The organism is Beduinella massiliensis, assembly GCF_900199405.1.
Lineage (GTDB): Bacteria > Bacillota > Clostridia > Christensenellales > Aristaeellaceae > Beduinella > Beduinella massiliensis.
Genome location: NZ_LT963430.1, coordinates 1161463 through 1179069 on the forward strand (window position 1 = coordinate 1161463; position 17607 = coordinate 1179069).

Consider the following 17607-nt stretch of genomic DNA (forward strand, 5'->3'; position numbering starts at 1 on the left):
TTTAAGCGGCAAAACGGAAGGGCGATGCTTAGAGGAGGACGCCGTCCTGTACCGTGATGACGCGGCTGCTGCTCTTTGCGGCCTCCGGGGAATGCGTGACCATGAGGATCGTCTGGCCGCCGCTTTGATGAATTTCCCGCAGCAGGCGCATGATCTCAGCGCCGGTCCTGCTGTCTAGGTTTCCGGTGGGTTCGTCGGCAAAGAGGATTTCCGGCCCCGCGATCAGGGCGCGGGCGATGGCCACGCGTTGCTGCTGACCGCCGGATAGTTCGCGGGGCGTATGCTTTCGGCGATCGGACAGGCCGACGACCTCTAAAATGTCGTTGAGCCGCTTTTGGTATCCCCCCATCTTTTTGCCGTCCAACAGCAGCGGCAGCAGGACGTTTTCTTCGACGTTCAGATTCGGAATGAGATTGTAAAACTGAAAGACAAAACCGATCTTTTGGCGCCTGATACGGCTCATCCTTTCGTCGTCGAGCCGGGATATGTCCATTCCGTTTAGGAGGACGTGCCCGCAGGTGGGGACATCCAGCCCGCCGAGGATATAGAGCAGAGTGCTCTTTCCAGAACCGGATGGCCCCATGATCGAGACGAATTCCCCCTGCATGATTTTAAGCGAAATATCCTTGAGTACCTTTGTCGTAGCGCCGCCCAGATGAAAGTCCTTGACGATGTGTTTGGCCTCGACGGCGGCCGGACCGATTTCCTGTTTCATTTGAGCTCCTCCTCAATTTACGTCATTCAAACTTGATTTCCTCCGCCAGTTTCATACGGCGGCTCTTCATAATAGGAACCATTGAGCCGAGCAGCGTAACGAAGACGCCCATGACGCCCGCTTTTAGGAATACGGCCCCGTCAAGCTTTGGCACCATGGAAACTTTGGGGCCCGCCACGAGGAAAATCGTCTGAATCTCCATATACGAAACGAAGATGGCAAGAACTGCGCCGATCAGGCCCGACGAGAAGCCTTCGATCAGGCTGATCTTGATATTTTGCCGGTCGGAAAGGCCTACCGACTTGTACATGGCGATGCTGCGCCGCCTTTGCAGGTATTGGATAAGCAGGTTGTTGACGACGCCCACGGCCGCCAGAAGCAAAATGAAGTAGGTCATGCTGTGCATGGGTTGTAAAAACGCCCCTACGGTAGAAAGCGCGTCCGCGTTAAACTCCGCCACCGTCCGGCTCCAGTTTGAGGTGTCGCCAAACAAAGCGCGAATCTGTACCATGACCGCGTCCGCGTCTGCCGCGGTATAGGCAAGAAAGTCGTAAGCGCTTGCGCCGAAGTCGGAGACCGCGTAAGAGGCGGCGATCACCGCCTCTACGTCTGTAGCTCTCGACTTGAAGCTGCCTACGATCCGGTAGGCGTATTGTCCGCCGCCACAGGTCAGCGCCAGCGTATCTCCCACGGAGAATTGCATGCGCTTCATGCAATCCTCGCTTAACAGGAGGGCGCGCTCATTGGAAAAGGCCGCGATCGCCTCTTCTTTCATGTTCCTTTCCGTAAAGTTGAGCGCCAGCATAGAACAGTACGCGGCAAGGTTGTCGGTCGCCTCCAACCGGCTCAGGGTCTTCCCATTTGCCTGCATCTGGTTTTTATACACATGGAGGGGAAGCACCGTTTCAATTCCGTCTATCTCCTGAACCTGCTTTACAAAGTCCGGCTCCATGTGCCCGTCCGCAAAGCCCTGCAGTTCCGCGCCTTGAAACACGTCGGTGATATACGTGGTTACGAAGTTTCCCACCACGGTGATGGCGATCACGGCGGAAATGCTGATGAACAGCAGCGTAATGTTTTGGGCGGTGTTTTTGTTGTCGCGCATGTTTCGGGCGGCCAGCCGCCCCTCGTTTCCCAGAAGCGCGCCATAAAGCCTTTCCAACCCTTTGGAAGCCAGGTTTGTCAGGGAAGGAACGATGAACAGGGTGGCGGCGATCAGTCCGAGCAGGGAAAGACCGCCTGCCGGGTACAGCGCTTTTTCGGACGCCAGCTTCGGAAGCGCGATGGAAAGCCCGAAAAGCATCGCTCCGGCGCCGATGATAATAGGTCTGGGAACGGACCTTTCTTCAACATGGCCCAAAACAACGTCTTTTACCGGCAAGCGGCTCGCCCTGCGCACCGGCAGCCAGGCGGAAAGCAGGGATACGCTCACCGCGACGGTAACCGAGAGGGCTACCCCGAGCGGGGAGAGGATGATGGGAATTTCAATTCCCTGCGAGAGGGATTGTCCCATGCCTCGAAGGATCAGCTTTAAAGCCCATGCGCCCGCTGGAAGGCCAAGAAGGCTGCCCAGAATGCCGTAGAGCATGCTTTCCGACAGCAGAATACGGGTGACCGCCTTTTGCGTCGCGCCGACGCTTCGGAATGTGCCGATGGCCGGCAGACGGTCTAAGGTGATGACCTTGTAGCTGCTGTAAATGATAAAGACGCTCATGGTCAGCGAGAAAAAACTGATCAGGAAGAAGGGCATGGATTTTTGCCGGGCGTCTGAAGCGATCTGCGCTTCGTTTACCACCTCGGCTACGTGGTATGCGTAGGCCGGCAGCGCCGACGTCAACGTTTCCTTTAGCGCGGCGGTTGTGGTTCCTTTGGTGGGTTCGACCAGAATTTCCGTGTATCCTTCCGTTTCACCTGACAGCTCAAAGAGCGTGGAGAGAGGGATCAGAACCGTCGCGCCTCTTGTATGACGAAGGAAAACCGTATCATACGCGGCGATACCGGCAACCTCTAGGGATACGGGTTCTCCGCCGACTTGCAGGATAACGGTATCCCCCTGCTGAATGCCGTACTTGGACGCAAAGCGGTCGGGCAGGATCACCTGATAGCCGGAAAAATCTGTGATTTCTTCGCCGTTTGCCAGGCGGGGCGGGTTGATCCTGGCGAGCTGGGACAGGTCGCATGCGACCAGATCGATGGTTTCATAGTAGCCGTTTTCATGGTAGAGCGCGGATTCCTTCAGGATGCCGGCGCTGGTGTGAATCTGGGGCAATTCCGGGAGGACGCCGGCGTCGATCCGTCCTTCGGCGGCGGTGATGGAAAGCGTAGCGCTTCCGGCCATGCCGCGCGCCATTTTCCGCTGGGCGCTTTCGTACGACGCGCCAATGGAGAACGATACCAACAGCAGGGACGCCGAGAGGACGATAGACAGCAGCATCACGGCGGTTCTCGTCTTTTTTTCCCGAATGTTCGTAAAAATGTACTTGAAAAGGATTTTCAATCAGACACCTGCTTTCCGTCGTCGGGCCTTTCAGCCCCATGCAATGCGTTTTCGATTGCCTTTAGCACGGTGCGGCTGGTGAGCGTCGCGCCGGAGACCGAATCGACCTGAAGCGATTGCTTTGCGCGAACCGCTTCGGCTATTTGTTCGGCCTGCTTCCTGTACGATGCCTTATGCTCCATGACCTCAATGCCGGATATTTTGTGGTCGTGAATCTCGACTTGTACGACGGCGAAGAGAATTTTGTTTTGGCATACACCGATGTATTCGCCGTCGGCTGCCGTGCCCAGATCGGCGGTTCCAACCTGTAAAGGCTGCGGCCGCAGCAGAAACGCTACGAGAACAAATTCGAGTATGAACGCGGCCGCCGCTGCAATGAAGCAGGGGAGTGCCTTTTTTAACCTCGCTTTCATGGATATCACCTCCTCATATCAAAAAAAGGTCGACAGCTATCACGATGTTCATGATAGACTGTCGACCTTAATTCAGCTTTCAGGTAACCTTAATGAACCTTAACGCCTGGAAAATGGATCTCAAACGTAGTCCCGACCGCAGGCGTGCTGAAAACACAGAGCGTGCCGCCGTGAAGCTCGAGGATATCCCTGGCGATCGCCAACCCCAACCCGGTTCCTTCCGGCTTTTGCCGGGTGTCCGCGCCCCGATAGTAACGGTCAAAGAGATGGTCGAGGGTTTCGGCGTCGATGCCTTTTCCGTTGTCAGCGACCTGAAGGGTGAGCGCGGTTTCCGTTGCAGATACGCGCAGGATCACTTCTGTGGCCTCGTCTCCGTGTACAAAGGCATTGATGATTAAATTGCGGAAGGCTCTGGTCAAAAGCGTCTGGTCGAAAGAAAAGGGAATGTCCTCTGCGTTGCTTTCAAAGTGAATGGTGCGCTTTTCATAATCCGGGGAGTTCAATATGTCGATCGCCAGCTCCCTGAGAAAGCGCACGATATTTCTTTTTTCCCGATTCAGCGGAAGCATGCCGTTCTTCAGCTGATAGGTCAGCTTCAGGTCGTCGATCAGCCTTTCCATATAGGAAACGTTTTTCAGGACGATCTCCCCATAACGGATGCGCTGTTTCTGGTCTTCGCCGCCGTTTTCCTTTAGGATCTCCGCATACCCTTTGATCGGGGAGAGCGGCGTTTTCAGGTCGTGCGTTATGTTGGCGATCCATTCATTGCGCAGCTTTTCAGTCTGCTCCCGTAGATGTTCGCTGGCCCTGATTTTTTCGTCCAGCGCATTGAAGCTGCCGTACAGGTCCTGAAAGACACCGTGCCGCTGAACAGGCGTGTAGCGCCGGGAGGCGATGTCTTCAATGGCGCTCACCAGGCGCTTCATGGTCCCGGTTATAAAAAAGCCGTACAGGACGCCCGACAAAAGAACCGCTGCGACCAACACGGAAACGATGGGTAAAACAATGGCCTTTCCGCCGGAAAAACGGCTCTCGTTGACGTACATCGTGACGCCGGATACCCCTATGGGGAAAAACATCAGGTACACAAATTCCTTTTCCCCGGCGCAAACCGAACCGGAAAAGGCGGATAGCGGATCGCCGTTCAGCCGCCCATCCTTACAAAGCCGCAACAGCTCCGGGCCGGTATATGCGCTGGGGGCTCCCTCCGGCGTCTGGTAACGGAACACCTCGCTGCCGGAAGCGTCCAGAATCTGAATGCCGGCTTTAGAGGCTTGCAGCAGGTCTATTCCTTCCGGCTTAATCTGCGGCACCTCATCGACAAAGAGAATCTGTCCCTTAAAGTCCTCTGCGAACACCCTGGGCCAATCGCTCCGTACGACCCGACCATCGGGCAATTCCACCGCGAACGTTCCAAAGAGCAGCCAACCTGCCAGTAGGAGGACGCAGAGCGAGGACACAAAGAAGATCAGGTAGATGTGGAATATGCTCAGGTAGCCCGACCGCTTCATTTAATCAACCCGCCTTTTGAGCTTGTAACCCAGGCCCTTCACCGTGATAAGCTGCCGCGGGCTGGAGGGCGTGTCCTCGATTTTTTCCCGCAAATGCCGAATATGAACCATGATGGTGTTATCGCAGACGACGGCGTATTCGCCCCATACCTGCTCGTATATCCGCTCCTTGCTGATGATTTTGTCCGCGTTCTCCATGAGGTAGGAGAGCAGCAGGAACTCGCGTCCGGTCAGGGCGAGTTCTGCTCCGTCTTTATAGGCGCGGCAGCTATCCCGATCCACCGAAAGCGGCCCGGCGGTCAAAAGGGTTCGAGCCTCCCCGGAGGCGGCAGCCGGATATTGCTGACGGCGGAGCTGAGCCTTGATGCGGAATACAACCTCGCGCGGGCTGAAAGGTTTGGTGATGTAGTCGTCGCCGCCGCACGAAAGGCCCAGGATCTTATCTACATCGTCGTTTTTGGAGGAAAGGAATAAGATGGAGCAATAGGAAAAGGTGCGTATTTGCCTGCAAACTTCGAGCCCGTCGACGTCGGGCAGCATGATGTCCAGCACGACTACGTCCGGCTGAAACGTCCGGCAAGCAGCCAGAGCCTCCGCGCCGGTGAACGCCTTTTGAACGGAGCAGAAACCTTCTCTTCGCAGCACCTTTTCCAGCAGGTTCGCGATGTCCTTTTCATCGTCAACCAGCAGGATCCTGTTTTCCATTTTCATACCTACCTTTCCTTCCAACTGGGTTTTCTCCCTGAAACGCTTAGCGCGGGCCGGTGAATCGCCGGACAGTACCGGGATACCATGCGGCGGTGTCCTGCTCTGCGGGCGAAGAAGCCCCTTCCCGCAAAGGGACGATCGTGCTACAATGGGTTCAATCAAAAGACAGGGAGGAACCCACCATGAAAATCGTCGTTTTGGACGGCTACGCGGCCAACCCCGGCGACCTGAGCTGGGACGCCTTTACGTCCCAGGGGGAGCTGACGGTCTACGACGCCACCCCGCAGTCGGAGGCGCTCGCCCGCATCGGGGACGCGGAGGCGGTCTTTACCAATAAGGTGATCCTGGATCGCGAAATCATCTCGCAGGCGCCGAAGCTTCGGTTCATCGGCGTCATCGCGACGGGCTACAACGTCGTGGACGTTCAGGCCGCACGGGAGCGCGGCATCGACGTGTGCAACGTGCCCGCCTACAGCACGCAGTCGGTCGCGCAGTTTACGTTCGCGCTGCTGCTGGAGCTGTGCCATCACGTGGGCAGCCACAGCGACGCGGTGCACGCGGGGCGCTGGGTCAGAAGCGATTGCTTCACGTTCTGGGATACGCCGCTGATAGAGCTTGCGGGCAAGACGATGGGCATTGTCGGCTATGGCAGCATCGGCCGAGCCGTCGCAGGCATCGCCCGGGCGATGGGGATGGACGTGATCGCCTATACGCGCACGCCCCGGGAGCCTGAATGCGTGTCCTTTGAGGCGCTGCTTGAAAGGAGCGACGTGATTTCGCTGCACTGCCCGCTGTTTCCGGAGACGAAGGGAATCATCAATCGGGAGAGCATCGCGCGCATGAAGGACGGCGTGCTGCTGCTCAACACGGCGCGCGGGCCGCTCATCGTCGAGCAGGATTTGCGCGACGCGCTGGACAGCGGCAAGATGGCGGGCGCGGGGCTGGACGTGCTCTGCCGGGAGCCCATGGCGCCGGACTGTCCGCTGCTGGGCGCGCCGAACTGCGTCATCACGCCCCACTTCGCCTGGGCGCCGATCGAGGCGCGCCGCCGCCTCATGAACGTTTGCGCGGAAAACCTGCGCGCCTTTATCGCGGGCAGGCCGCAGAACGTGGTGAACGCATGAAGATTTGGATCGGTACGTACACGTCGGGCACCGCCTCGCAGGGCATTTACCAGGCGGCGCTCGATCCATCCACCGGCGCGCTCACCGGGCTGCGGGCGGCGGGGGCGGCGCCGGATCCCTCCTATCTGCTGCGCGCGCCCGATGGGGAAAGCCTTTACGCGGTCTGCGAATGCCCGACGTTTGCGGGCGTGCCGGGCGGCGGCGTGGCGCGCTTTTCCATTGACAAGAGCGGCCGCCTTCTCCGGCGGGAGGCGCTTCCCTCCGGCGGCGGCGCGCCCTGTCACCTCGCACGAAGCGAAGACGGGCGCTTCCTGGCCGTGGCCAATTATGGGGACGGCACGGTAAGCGTCTATGCGCTCGCGGTGGACGGCGCGCTGCATGCGCCCGTGGCGTCGCTGCGCTATGCGGCGAAGGGGCCGAACGAAGCGCGGCAGGAGTGCGCGCACGCGCATTTTTGCGCGTTTGACGGGGATGCGCTCTTTTGCTGCGACTTGGGGGCCGACCGGGTGCGCCGTTACGACGCGCGCACGTGGATCGAGCGCTCGCCCGTCCCGCTGCCCTCGGGCAGCGGCCCGCGTCATCTTCTGTTTCGCCCGGACGGCGGCTTGTTCGTGGTGAGCGAGCTGACGAGCGAGCTGTTCACGCTCCTGCCGGACGGCAGGGGCGGCTATTCGCTCGCGGATGCGCAGCCCTGCCTGCCAGAGGACGCGGGGGAGAGCTGGGCCGCCGCCCTGCGGCAGGGGCCGGATGGCCGGCTCTTCGTCTCCAATCGGGGTCACGACAGCGTATCCGTGTTTCGGCTCGACGCGCAGGGCTTGCCCGTGCGCGAAGGCGTCTATTCCTGCGGCGGCGCGTATCCCCGCGACCTGCTGGCGGTCGGCGAAGATTGCCTGCTCTGCGCTTGTCAGAGGTCAAACGAGGTGACCTGCCTGCGGCGGACGGCGGCGGGGTGGAGGGTCGCCTCCCGCCTCGCCGTGCCCGCGCCGGTCTGTCTGACGGCAAAATAAAGCGACCTATTCGCCGCGCTGCGCTTTGTCGTCACGCGCCATCGTTTCCTTGATGGCGCGAAGCAGAAAGCCGTTGATGGTTTCGCCGCGCTTTGCGACATGCTCCCGAAGCAGGAGCGTATCGCTTTTTTTGATCTTGCAGGTAAGCCGGTCATAGGTTTTCGCGTCATATTTTGCGTTGGCACGCTTACGGGCATCTGAAACTGGCATGGTGACTTCCTCCTAAAAATATAAACCTGTATAAAACGCACACGTAATACCGTTCATATTTCTAAAATAATGCACCGTTAAATGTACGGACTAACGTGTATGATGGTGACATGAAATTGAGGGGGATGCGAAATGTCGGACTATTACCGCTCCTTCGAGGATTATTTCAGGTCCTGCTGCCTGAACGCCTGTACCCGCATGGCGTATCGAAACAACCGCAAAAACCCCCCGCTATCTGCGCGCCCAACGCGAATGCGAGGAGCTTTACCGCAGGATCGGCCAAAGGCTGGGCGAGGACGCGCAGCTCATCGACCGCTACGACGCGGCCAAGGTGCACGTGATGACGTTCGACGACGAGCACATCTACCATCAGGGGTTTCTGGACTGTATCTACCTGCTGCGCTGGCTGGGGCTTTTGTGAGGATCAGCTCTTGGGCGAGATCGCCATCTTGTACATGAGCTTTGGAGGAAAGAGCTTTTGATAGACGGAGCGCATCTCCCGGGGAAGCGCCTCCTCCGGCTCTGCGTCCGGGCGCAGCGGCCGCGCCATCAGGTACATGGGAATCCCCCAGATGGTGTAATCGATCCCCTGCGCGAGCGAGAACCCCGCGCGCTCATAAAAGGCGATGCGCTTTTCGCGCTGCCGCCGGTCCTCCTCGCTCTCGGCAAGCTGGGGCTGTTCTACCTCCACGATGAGCGCGTCCGAGCCCTCGTAAAAGGCGCACAGGCGCGCAAGCACCGCGCTTCCCACGCCCATGGCGCGGCATTCGGGCTCCACCGCCAGAAACGAGCAGAGCACGCTGTCTTCGCCCCACGTGCATACGGCGTAGGCGACGCTCCTGCCCTCTTGCAGCACGTCGAACGCCTCCGCCGCGCCGGTCCTGAGGTAGCGGCGGAATGTGGAGAGCGGCGGACGCTCCGCGGGGATGGGAAAGTCGCGTGCAATGCGCGCGTAGAGGTCGCCGACGGCGGCGTAGGGGACGGTGCGCAGACGTAGGGAGAGCATGCTTTTTTCCTCCTGTTGTTTTCGATGCTGTCCTCCCTTCGACGCGCGGGATGAAAATTCCTTTTTCCTCCCGTCTTGTCGGCGGGTTAGAATATAGCGATGTATAAGGAAAGACGCTGTTTCCAATAATCACTGCACCAAGCAAAGGAGATGTTTTGAAATGGGTATTTTTGACGGCAAGGTCGCCATCATCACCGGCGGCGGCAAGGCGAAGTCCATCGGTTACGGCATCGCCGTGGCCTACGCCAAGGAGGGCGCGAACCTCACGCTCACCGGGCGCAACGAGCAGAAGCTGCTGGACGCCAAGGAGGAGCTCGAACGCCTGTATGACATCAAGGTGCTGGCGCTGCAGGCGGACGTCACCCCGGACGACGATTCCGAGGACAAGGTCAAGCAGGTGGTCAAGCAGACCGCCGAGACCTTCGGGCGGATCGACGTGCTCATCAACAACGCGCAGGCCTCCGCCTCTGGCATCCCGCTGGCGATCCAGTCGAAGGATCACTTCGACCTGGGCATCTATTCGGGCCTGTACGCGACCTTCTATTACATGCGGGAGTGCTACCCCTATCTCAAGGAGACGCAGGGCTCGGTCATCAACTTCGCGTCCGGCGCGGGCCTGTTCGGCAATCAGGGGCAGAGCTCCTATGCGGCGGCAAAGGAGGGCATCCGCGGCATGTCGCGCGTGGCGGCGACGGAGTGGGGAAAGGACAACATCAACGTCAACGTCGTCTGCCCGCTGGCCATGACCTCACAGCTCGAGAACTTCAGGGAGGCCTATCCCGAGGCCTATGAAAAGAACCTGAAGGCCGTGCCGATGGGGCGCTTCGGCGACCCGGAGAAGGACATCGGCCGCGTCTGCGTGCTGCTGGGATCACCGGATTTCAAGTACATGTCGGGCGAGACCCTGACGCTGGAGGGCGGCATGGGCCAGCGCCCGTAAGGCTGCGTGAGCAGGCTGTGATGGGAAGACGGCTGTTCGGAAGCGAATGCGGGCATTGCCCGCAAAAAAGGCTTGTCAACGGCCGGGGCGTATGGTATAATGACCGAGTGCTAAACGGGCGGTCCTCTGTTCGCCTGCTTTTTTGTGCGAACACGAACGTCTATGAGGAAAGGAGAACTGACAATGAGCGAAATCATCCGTTCGATTGAGCGTGAGCAGCTCCGTACCGATCGGCCTGACTTCCGCGTTGGCGACACCGTCCGCGTGTACGTCAAGGTCGTGGAAGGAAGCCGCGAGCGCCTTCAGGCGTTTGAAGGAACGGTCATGGCCAAGCGCAACGGCAGCGTCCGCGAGACCTTCACCGTCCGCCGCGTTTCTTACGGCATCGGCGTGGAGCGTACCTTCCCGCTGCATTCGCCGCGCGTCGACCGCATCGAGGTCATCCGCCGCGGCAAGGTTCGTCGTGCCAAGCTGTACTATCTGCGTGGTCTGTCCGGCAAGGCGGCGAAGATCAAGGAAAGATAAGACTCCGCATTCAAGGGGCTGCAGGCATGTGTGCTTGCGGCCTTTTGTGATTATTATGGGGATCGCCTCCAAAGCGGGGCGTGAAAGGAGGCAGACCCATGCCCATCAACTGGTATCCGGGGCACATGGCGCGCGCCCGGCGGCTGCTGAGCGAGCAACTGTCCCGCGTGGACGCGGTGGTGGAGCTGTGCGACGCGCGCATGCCGCACGCCAGCCGCAACCCGGATCTGGACGCGCTTTGCAGGAGCAAAAAGCGCATTCTGATACTGAATAAGTCCGATCTGGCGGAGCCGGGGCTCACCAGCGCCTGGCTTTCCTATTTTGCGCGACAGGGCGTAGAGGCCATGGCCTATTCCTCCGTGTCGGGCAGGGCTAAGGACGTATTTGCCCGCATCGAGCGCGCCGTGCGCCCGGAGGTCGAGCGCCAGGCGGCGCGCGGCGTCAAGAAGACGGTGCGCGTGATGGTCGTGGGCGTGCCCAACGTCGGCAAGTCCACGTTCATCAACCGCTTGCACGGCGGCGCCATCGCCAAGACGGGGGATCGCCCCGGCGTGACGAGGGCCAACCAGTGGGTTCGCGTTACGCCTTATCTGGAGTTGCTCGACACGCCCGGCCTGCTCTGGCCGCGTCTGGACGACCAGACGGCGGCGCGCAGGCTTTGCTACATCGGCACCATCCGCGACCAGGTGGTGGATCACCAGATGCTGGCGATCCACCTGCTGGAGGACCTGATGGACAGCGCGCCGGAGGCTGCGATGCAGCGCTTTCGCCTGAAGGAACCCTGCGAGGGCGGGCTCGCGCTGCTGGAAAACGCCTGCCGCGGGCGCGGCTGGCTGCTGCCGGGCGGCGTGCTGGATACGGACCGCGGCGCGTCGGTCATATTGGATGAGTTCCGCGCGGGCAAGCTCGGCCGCATGACGCTGGAGCGTCCGCCGCGCGCCAAGGCAGGCCCGACGGACCGTGCGAAAGAGCAGGCGAAGGAGGATACGGCGGATGCGAAAGGACCCGAAGGAACGCCTTCAGGAGATCACGCAGATTGACGCGCAGCTCTGGCAGGCAGGCCGCGCCTTCGCGGGCATCGACGAGGCTGGGCGCGGGCCGCTGGCCGGTCCGGTGGCGACGGCCTGCGTGGTGATGCCGGGGGCGCCCCTGCTGCTGGGCGTGGACGATTCCAAGAAGCTTTCGGAAAAAAAGCGCGAGGCGCTCTTTGAAAGCATTCGGGAGACGGCGCTCTTCGTCGGCGTAGGCATCGCTACGGCGGAGGAGATCGACGAAATGAACATCTTGCGGGCGACGAAGCGCGCGATGCAGCGCGCGGCGCAGGGAGCGCCGTGCGACCTGTTCCTGATCGACGCGGTGGATCAGATCGACCTTTCGGGCGAGGTGCGCGGCATCGTGCACGGAGACGCGCTGTGCTATTCCATCGCGGCGGCGTCGATCGTCGCCAAGGTGACGCGCGACCGTATGATGCGCGAGCTGGACGAGCGCTACCCGCAGTACGGATTTCAGAAGCACAAGGGCTATGGCACAAAGGCGCACATCGAGGCGCTGAAGGCGTTCGGCCCCTGTCCGGAGCACCGGCGCAGCTTTATCGGCCACTTCGTGGACGTCAGCCGCTGCGCGCGCGGGGAGGCGCAGGCATGAACCGCCGCGCGCAGGGAACGCTCGGCGAGGAACAGGCCCTCGCCTATCTCGTGGCGCACGGCATGACCGAGGTCGCGCGCAACGTACGTGCCGCTGGCGCGGAGATCGACCTCGTCATGCGCGACGGGCGCTACCTCGTCTTCGTGGAGGTCAAGCTGCGCACGGACGCGCACATGGGATTGGGGCGGGAGGCGGTGGACGCGCGAAAGCGCGCGCACATCTCGCGGGCCGCGCTTTCATACCTTGTCTCCAGGGGCAGCGTGGACGTGCCCGTGCGCTTCGACGTGGTGGAAATCCAGGCAGGAGCCGTCCATCACATCCCGGCGGCGTTCGATTTCGCGCCCTGATCGGGATGTTTTTGGGATTGCTTTGCGTTCATATACGGGTATAACCGCAGCATTGGGAGGTTGAACCATGCGAAAAGCGATAGACCGTCTCGGGGTGTTCTTCTTAACGTGCCTGCTCCTGCTTTGCATCGGGGCGGGCGCGCTCGCGGAAGACAACCTCCTTTCAAACGGCGGCTTTGAACAGATGAGCGGCGCGCTGCCCGCCGGGTGGATCAAAGGCATGTGGGTGACGAGCGCGGGCGCGACGTACATCGAGTCCTCTGCGGACGCGCATACGGGCGAGCGCTCTGCGTTGGTTGAAAACGTGCAGGCAAACGACGCCCGCCTGGAACAGACCGTGAAGGTGAAGCCGCAGACGTATTACAGGCTTTCCGCCTGGGTCAAGGCGGAGGAGTGCGGCGAGGGGCGTAAGGGCGCGAACGTGTCGTTTGCGGACGTGTACGGCACGTCGCCCGACGTCCACGACACGGATGGCGAATGGGTGCTGCTGGAACTGTACGCGCGCACGGGCAAGGGGCAAAAGGAAGTCACCGTCATGGCGCGCGTGGGCGGCTACGGCTCGGAAAACACGGGCCGGGCCTGGTTTGACGACGTCTCGCTGATCGAGGTAGACAGCGTGCCCGCCGGGGCCGGATACGTCGATTTGGCGACGCCTGAGCCCGAAACAGAGATAGAGGATTCGTCGGTACCGGCGGGCTTCATGATCGCCATGTTGTTTGTCGTTTCGCTCCTCTACGTCCTGGCGCTCGCCCTATCGATGCGCTCGCTTCGCAGAAAGCGTGGAGGGGGGCAGACGCTGAACGCGCTCGTCGTCCTGCTCGCGATGGCGGCCCTGATTCGGCTCGTGCTTTCGGGCCTGGTGCCCGGCTACGGCGTGGATATGGGCTGCTTTTCCGCGTGGTCGCTGCGCATGGCGGAGCTGGGTCCGGCAAACTTCTATTCGCCGGACTACTTCTGCGACTATCCGCCGGGATACCTGCTCGTGCTGCTCGTAAACGGCCTGCTGATGAAGGTGTTTCACCTGCCCTACAGCAGCGCGGCGACGGAAATGCTGCTCAAATTCGTGCCGGTCGCCTGCGACATCGCGGGCGCGGCGGTGCTCTACCGGCTGGCGCAGGGCGTCAAGACCGTCGTGCAGGTGGAGGGGGCGGATGGCCCCACGGCGACCTTCCGCGTGCGCCGCAGCGTGGACAGCCGCGCCGCGCTGATCCTCTCGGGCCTGTACGCCTTTAACCCTGCGACGGTGATCGTCAGCGCGTGCTGGGGACAGGTGGATTCCGTGCTGGCGCTGCTGCTGCTGCTCACGCTCTTCTTCGCGGCGGAGCGCAAGTGGCATGCGTCGCTGCCGGTCTATATCGCCGCCTGTCTCACCAAGCCGCAGGCGCTGATGCTGGCGCCTCTGGGCGTCGTGGTGATCGTAAAGGCGATCGCTGTCGCCTGCAAAGAGGGAGACCGGCGGACGCTGCGCTCTCTGGGCATGGGCGCGCTGCTTTCGCTCGTGTGCTTCGCGGCGATCGTCCTGCCGTTTTCCCTGAACCAGCCGGCGGACTGGCTGATTCAGAAGTACGCGGGGACGTTGGGCTCCTACAATTATGCGACGCTCTCCACGGGCAATCTGATGTTCCTGCTCGGCGGAAACTGGAAGGACGCGGCGGCGGCCTCGCCCCTGGGCCTGTCCTACAGCGCGCTGGGCTGGGCGCTGATGGCGTTCTCCATACTCTTATCCGTCTTTCTGTATCTCAAGGATCGGCGCGGCGACGGCTTGTTCGAGGTGAGCGCGCTGCTGCTCTCGGCGCTGTACGTGCTGGGGCCGAAGATGCACGAGCGCTACCTCATGCCGGTGCTGATTCTGCTGCTGATGGCCTACGCCCTGCGTCCCGACAAACGCACGCTGCTGGTGTTCGGCGCGTATTCCGCGGCGCTTGCGGTCAATGCCGGCATGGTGCTCGCCTTTGAGCACTTGATTGCCCCTAACGAGTGGGTGGGCTATCTGCTGGGCGCGGTCAATCTGGCGGCGCTGTGCGTGCAAGTATGGACAGCCTGGGATCACTGCGTGCGGGATCGGGCGATGGAACCCGCTCCTTTGGAGGATGCAGGGAAAGACGGCGAGCTGGAGGAGGGCGAGGAGCCTCCGGAGGAATCGCCCGAGGATGCGCGCATGCGGGACGCGCTGCTCAAGGCGCCCGACGCGAGGCTGCACATGCGCAGGCGTGACTGGGCGCTGATGCTCGGCGTCACGCTGGCCTACGCGGCGGTGGCCTTTGTGAACCTCGGCTCCACCAAAGCGCCGCAGACGATGTGGCGTTCCAGCGCGGCGGGCGAGCAGGTCGTCTTCGACCTGGGCGAAAGGCGTGAGGACTTTAACGTCTACGTCTACGTGGGCATCTCCGATCCGTCTTACACGATCAGCGTGAGCGAGGACGGCGAGAACTGGACGGACGAGGAACTCATGAACGAGGGCGAATGCTTCCTGTGGATCGCCCACTGCAAGCCCTACGTCAACTCGGAAGACGAGACGAAGTGGACGGGCGAGATGCAGACCTTTACGGGCCGATACGTACGGCTGACCCTGCAGGCGGCGGGCGCGGTGATGGGGGAGGTCGGATTCCTGAATGCTGCGGATCACGCGGTGCTGCCCGTGTCAGGCGTGAGCCACACCGGCGGGGTGGAGGGGCGCGCGCAGGACGCGGCCCTGCTCATCGACGAGCAGGATACCGTGCCGGATCTGCCCTCTTACCTGAACGGCACGTACTTCGACGAGATTTATCACGCGCGCACGGGCTACGAGCATCTGAACGGGCTGCATACGTTCGAATGGACGCATCCGCCGCTGGGCAAGCTGCTGATGGCGCTGTGCATCCATCTTTTCGGCATGACGCCCTTCGGCTGGCGCTTTGCGGGCACGGTGTCGGGCATCCTGATGCTGCCGGTGATGTACCTGCTGGGCAAGCAGCTCTTCCGGCGCACCGCCCCGGCGTTTTACGCGACGGCCCTTCTGGCGCTGGACTGCATGCACTTCACGCAGACGCGCATTGCGACCATCGACACCTTCGTGGTGCTGTTCATCATGGCGATGTACCTTTGCATGCTGCGCTGGACGCAGATGAGCTTTTACCATCAGCGGTTCACGCGCACGCTCATACCGCTGGGGCTTTCGGGCGTCTTCATGGCGCTGGCCGTCTCCAGCAAGTGGACCGGCATGTACGCGGCGGCAGGGCTGGCGCTGCTGTTCTTCATTCGGCTCTATCAGCTCTGGCGTCAGGCGCGGTGGGCGCGCGCGCATGAAAGGGAGGATGAGCGCCTGAAACAGGCGGCGGACGCCTTCCCGCGCTATGCGCTCATCACCGTCGCCCTGTGCTTCGTCTTCTTCATCGCGCTGCCGCTTTTGGTGTACTGCCTGTGCTACATCCCGCAGCTCTCTCCGGATGGCCCGGTGACCTTAAAGCGCATCTGGGATACGCAGGTGTCGATGTACAGCTACCACAGCAAGCTGGTGGACGACCACTTCTTCAAGTCCCCGTGGTGGCAGTGGCCGCTCATCATGAAGCCGATGTGGTACTACGACGCGCCCTTCAAGGCGCCGGGCACGGCCTCGGTCATCTACGCGATGGGCAACCCCGCCGTCTGGTGGGCGGGCCTGGCGGCGGTGCTGTTCGTGCTCGCGCGCACGTTCTTAAAGAAGGGCATCTCGCCGCTCATCGGCTACGGGGACGATCGCCCGGTGGATCGGGCGCTGCCCTTCCTCGCCGTCGGCTTTCTGTCGCAATACCTGCCTTGGGTGCTGGTGCCGCGCTCGACGTTCATCTACCATTACTTCCCGAGCGTGCCGTTCATCATCCTGTGTACCGCGCAGGTATGGCGGACGATAAAGTGGAAGCAAAAAGAGACGGGCTACGCGGTGATCGGTCTGCATCTGGCCCTCGCGGCGGCGCTGTTCGTGCTCTTCTACCCGGCGATTTCCGGCCTCACCGTTTCCCGTACCTGGATGGAGGCTGCCGCCTGGTTTAAAAACTGGCTCTGGTACTAAAAATGCACCCCCCTCGGCTTTGGCCGTGGGGGTGCTGCGCATGCAGGCGGCGGAGCGTTATTTACGATCGATCCACCAGTATACGACCTCAGCAGACTTCCTGCTATCCATACTTTTGAGATGTCTATTTAAACATAGTAAGAGGGGTGATAATTCTCAAGAGAGAAAAGATAGGTATGCTTTGGTTATACGATGAGAAAGGGTGAGTATAATGATCGGTAGAAAAAAGTATCCGTCGCGCGTTGAGGCTATAGAATTGGTCAAGTGGGCCAGTGCGTTGAACCCTGGTCGGTGGGTGCAGCATTGTAAAACTGTCGCTGCTGCAGCTGAACGAATTGCTATTGCTTGCAATATGGATTCTGACAAAGCATATGTGTGCGGTTTATTACATGATATAGGGCGATTTGAAGGTGTCCGCGCTCTCCATCATGCAGTAGCTGGATATAGTTTAATGATGGAAAAAGGATATGATGACATAGCGCGAATTTGTTTAACACATTCATATCCAATCAAAGAAGTAAAATCGTTTTCAGGAAAGCGAGACTGTACCGAGGAAGAGCTGGGCTTTATTGATTCATATCTAAAGACAGCTGAGTATGATCAATTTGATAAACTGATCCAACTGTGTGATGCAATTTCGCTACCTACAGGTGTAGTACTAATGGATATTCGTCTTGTTGACGTTGCATTGCGGCATGGTTTCAACGAATATACAGTGGATAAATGGAAAGCTTTCTACGCATTGAAGGAGTATTTTGACAAATTATATAATGGGAATATATATGAGTTATTCAAAGATGAATTGGTTCGCGGTATTCTCGATTCGTGCATATCACGCGAGCACATTGTGAAATATTAACTATCGAATCGTATATGGGTTCCACCACAGAGGTAGATATCAGCACTGTCCATTTCTTTTCATAGATTTGGCAT

General features: G+C 60.3%; 16 protein-coding genes. 9 read left to right on the forward strand and 7 right to left on the reverse strand.

Translation table 11 applies throughout. From position 1 onward, the window contains the following. Positions 1-28: 28 nt before the first annotated feature. The 5 genes from C1725_RS05885 to C1725_RS05905 all read right to left on the reverse strand — a co-directional run bounded on the left by C1725_RS05885 (position 29) and on the right by C1725_RS05905 (position 5841). Positions 29-715: an ATP-binding cassette domain-containing protein gene (locus tag C1725_RS05885; RefSeq protein ID WP_102410730.1), complete on the reverse strand. Its 687-nt coding sequence runs from the start codon at positions 713-715 to the stop codon at positions 29-31. A 22-nt stretch (positions 716-737) separates the two neighbouring features. Beyond that, on the reverse strand, positions 738-3212 hold the full coding sequence (locus tag C1725_RS05890; RefSeq protein ID WP_346026395.1) for an ABC transporter permease: 2475 nt from the start codon (positions 3210-3212) through the stop codon (positions 738-740). Further along, positions 3209-3625 (reverse strand): FMN-binding protein, encoded by a 417-nt coding sequence (locus tag C1725_RS05895; protein ID WP_102410731.1) that lies wholly within the window; start codon positions 3623-3625, stop codon positions 3209-3211. Before C1725_RS05895 ends, C1725_RS05890 begins: the two co-directional genes overlap by 4 nt. Before the next feature lie 89 nt (positions 3626-3714). Next, entirely contained in the window at positions 3715-5136 is a 1422-nt protein-coding gene (locus C1725_RS05900) for an ATP-binding protein (RefSeq protein ID WP_102410732.1), read from the reverse strand. Next, complete coding sequence (locus C1725_RS05905; protein ID WP_346026396.1) at positions 5137-5841, reverse strand: response regulator transcription factor; 705 nt, start codon at positions 5839-5841, stop codon at positions 5137-5139. Between the two features lie 185 nt (positions 5842-6026). Between C1725_RS05905 and C1725_RS05910 the strand changes: the two genes are divergently transcribed. Further along, positions 6027-6968 carry an NAD(P)-dependent oxidoreductase gene (locus C1725_RS05910; RefSeq protein ID WP_102410734.1) on the forward strand — a complete coding sequence of 314 codons (942 nt, stop codon included), beginning with the start codon at positions 6027-6029 and terminating at the stop codon, positions 6966-6968. Next, positions 6965-7975, forward strand: a complete 1011-nt coding sequence (locus tag C1725_RS05915; protein WP_102410735.1) for a beta-propeller fold lactonase family protein — start codon at positions 6965-6967, stop codon at positions 7973-7975. The genes C1725_RS05910 and C1725_RS05915 overlap by 4 nt, the downstream gene beginning before the upstream one ends. Before the next feature lie 6 nt (positions 7976-7981). On the opposite strand, the gene C1725_RS05920 is transcribed toward C1725_RS05915, so the two are convergent. After that, positions 7982-8185, reverse strand: coding sequence for a hypothetical protein (locus tag C1725_RS05920; RefSeq protein WP_102410736.1), 204 nt, complete (start codon positions 8183-8185; stop codon positions 7982-7984). Positions 8186-8609: 424 nt separating this feature from the next. After that, the gene (locus C1725_RS05925) at positions 8610-9191 is read right to left on the reverse strand and encodes a GNAT family N-acetyltransferase (protein WP_102410737.1); all 582 of its coding nucleotides are present in this window, start codon (positions 9189-9191) and stop codon (positions 8610-8612) included. A 160-nt stretch (positions 9192-9351) separates the two neighbouring features. Here C1725_RS05925 and C1725_RS05930 point away from each other — a divergent pair, with 160 nt between their 5' ends. From C1725_RS05930 to C1725_RS05960, 7 genes are all read left to right on the forward strand, one after another. After that, positions 9352-10131 carry an SDR family oxidoreductase gene (locus C1725_RS05930; protein WP_102410738.1) on the forward strand — a complete coding sequence of 260 codons (780 nt, stop codon included), beginning with the start codon at positions 9352-9354 and terminating at the stop codon, positions 10129-10131. Positions 10132-10314: 183 nt separating this feature from the next. Next, positions 10315-10656, forward strand: coding sequence for a 50S ribosomal protein L19 (gene rplS, locus C1725_RS05935; RefSeq protein ID WP_102410739.1), 342 nt, complete (start codon positions 10315-10317; stop codon positions 10654-10656). Between the two features lie 98 nt (positions 10657-10754). After that, positions 10755-11696 (forward strand): ribosome biogenesis GTPase YlqF, encoded by a 942-nt coding sequence (gene ylqF, locus C1725_RS05940; protein WP_102410740.1) that lies wholly within the window; start codon positions 10755-10757, stop codon positions 11694-11696. After that, positions 11650-12300 carry a ribonuclease HII gene (locus C1725_RS05945; RefSeq protein ID WP_146009167.1) on the forward strand — a complete coding sequence of 217 codons (651 nt, stop codon included), beginning with the start codon at positions 11650-11652 and terminating at the stop codon, positions 12298-12300. Before ylqF ends, C1725_RS05945 begins: the two co-directional genes overlap by 47 nt. Beyond that, positions 12297-12647 (forward strand): YraN family protein, encoded by a 351-nt coding sequence (locus tag C1725_RS05950; RefSeq protein ID WP_102410742.1) that lies wholly within the window; start codon positions 12297-12299, stop codon positions 12645-12647. Before C1725_RS05945 ends, C1725_RS05950 begins: the two co-directional genes overlap by 4 nt. A gap of 67 nt (positions 12648-12714) precedes the next feature. Continuing rightward, positions 12715-16674, forward strand: coding sequence for a phospholipid carrier-dependent glycosyltransferase (locus C1725_RS05955; RefSeq protein WP_102410743.1), 3960 nt, complete (start codon positions 12715-12717; stop codon positions 16672-16674). A gap of 211 nt (positions 16675-16885) precedes the next feature. Further along, entirely contained in the window at positions 16886-17533 is a 648-nt protein-coding gene (locus C1725_RS05960; RefSeq protein WP_102410744.1) for an HD domain-containing protein, read from the forward strand. Positions 17534-17607 lie beyond the last annotated feature (74 nt).

Excerpts from the sequence above, each read along its gene's own strand:
- C1725_RS05930 (WP_102410738.1), top strand. The coding sequence starts at position 9,352 with ATGGGTATTTTTGACGGCAAGGTCGCCATCATCACCGGCGGCGGCAAG.
- C1725_RS05955 (WP_102410743.1), top strand. The coding sequence starts at position 12,715 with ATGCGAAAAGCGATAGACCGTCTCGGGGTGTTCTTCTTAACGTGCCTG.
- C1725_RS05960 (WP_102410744.1), top strand. The coding sequence starts at position 16,886 with ATGATCGGTAGAAAAAAGTATCCGTCGCGCGTTGAGGCTATAGAATTG.
- C1725_RS05950 (WP_102410742.1), top strand. The coding sequence starts at position 12,297 with ATGAACCGCCGCGCGCAGGGAACGCTCGGCGAGGAACAGGCCCTCGCC.
- C1725_RS05920 (WP_102410736.1), bottom strand. The coding sequence starts at position 8,185 with ATGCCAGTTTCAGATGCCCGTAAGCGTGCCAACGCAAAATATGACGCG.
- C1725_RS05915 (WP_102410735.1), top strand. The coding sequence starts at position 6,965 with ATGAAGATTTGGATCGGTACGTACACGTCGGGCACCGCCTCGCAGGGC.
- C1725_RS05885 (WP_102410730.1), bottom strand. The coding sequence starts at position 715 with ATGAAACAGGAAATCGGTCCGGCCGCCGTCGAGGCCAAACACATCGTC.
- C1725_RS05895 (WP_102410731.1), bottom strand. The coding sequence starts at position 3,625 with ATGAAAGCGAGGTTAAAAAAGGCACTCCCCTGCTTCATTGCAGCGGCG.
- C1725_RS05925 (WP_102410737.1), bottom strand. The coding sequence starts at position 9,191 with ATGCTCTCCCTACGTCTGCGCACCGTCCCCTACGCCGCCGTCGGCGAC.
- C1725_RS05910 (WP_102410734.1), top strand. The coding sequence starts at position 6,027 with ATGAAAATCGTCGTTTTGGACGGCTACGCGGCCAACCCCGGCGACCTG.
- C1725_RS05945 (WP_146009167.1), top strand. The coding sequence starts at position 11,650 with ATGCGAAAGGACCCGAAGGAACGCCTTCAGGAGATCACGCAGATTGAC.
- ylqF (WP_102410740.1), top strand. The coding sequence starts at position 10,755 with ATGCCCATCAACTGGTATCCGGGGCACATGGCGCGCGCCCGGCGGCTG.
- C1725_RS05905 (WP_346026396.1), bottom strand. The coding sequence starts at position 5,841 with ATGGAAAACAGGATCCTGCTGGTTGACGATGAAAAGGACATCGCGAAC.
- C1725_RS05900 (WP_102410732.1), bottom strand. The coding sequence starts at position 5,136 with ATGAAGCGGTCGGGCTACCTGAGCATATTCCACATCTACCTGATCTTC.
- rplS (WP_102410739.1), top strand. The coding sequence starts at position 10,315 with ATGAGCGAAATCATCCGTTCGATTGAGCGTGAGCAGCTCCGTACCGAT.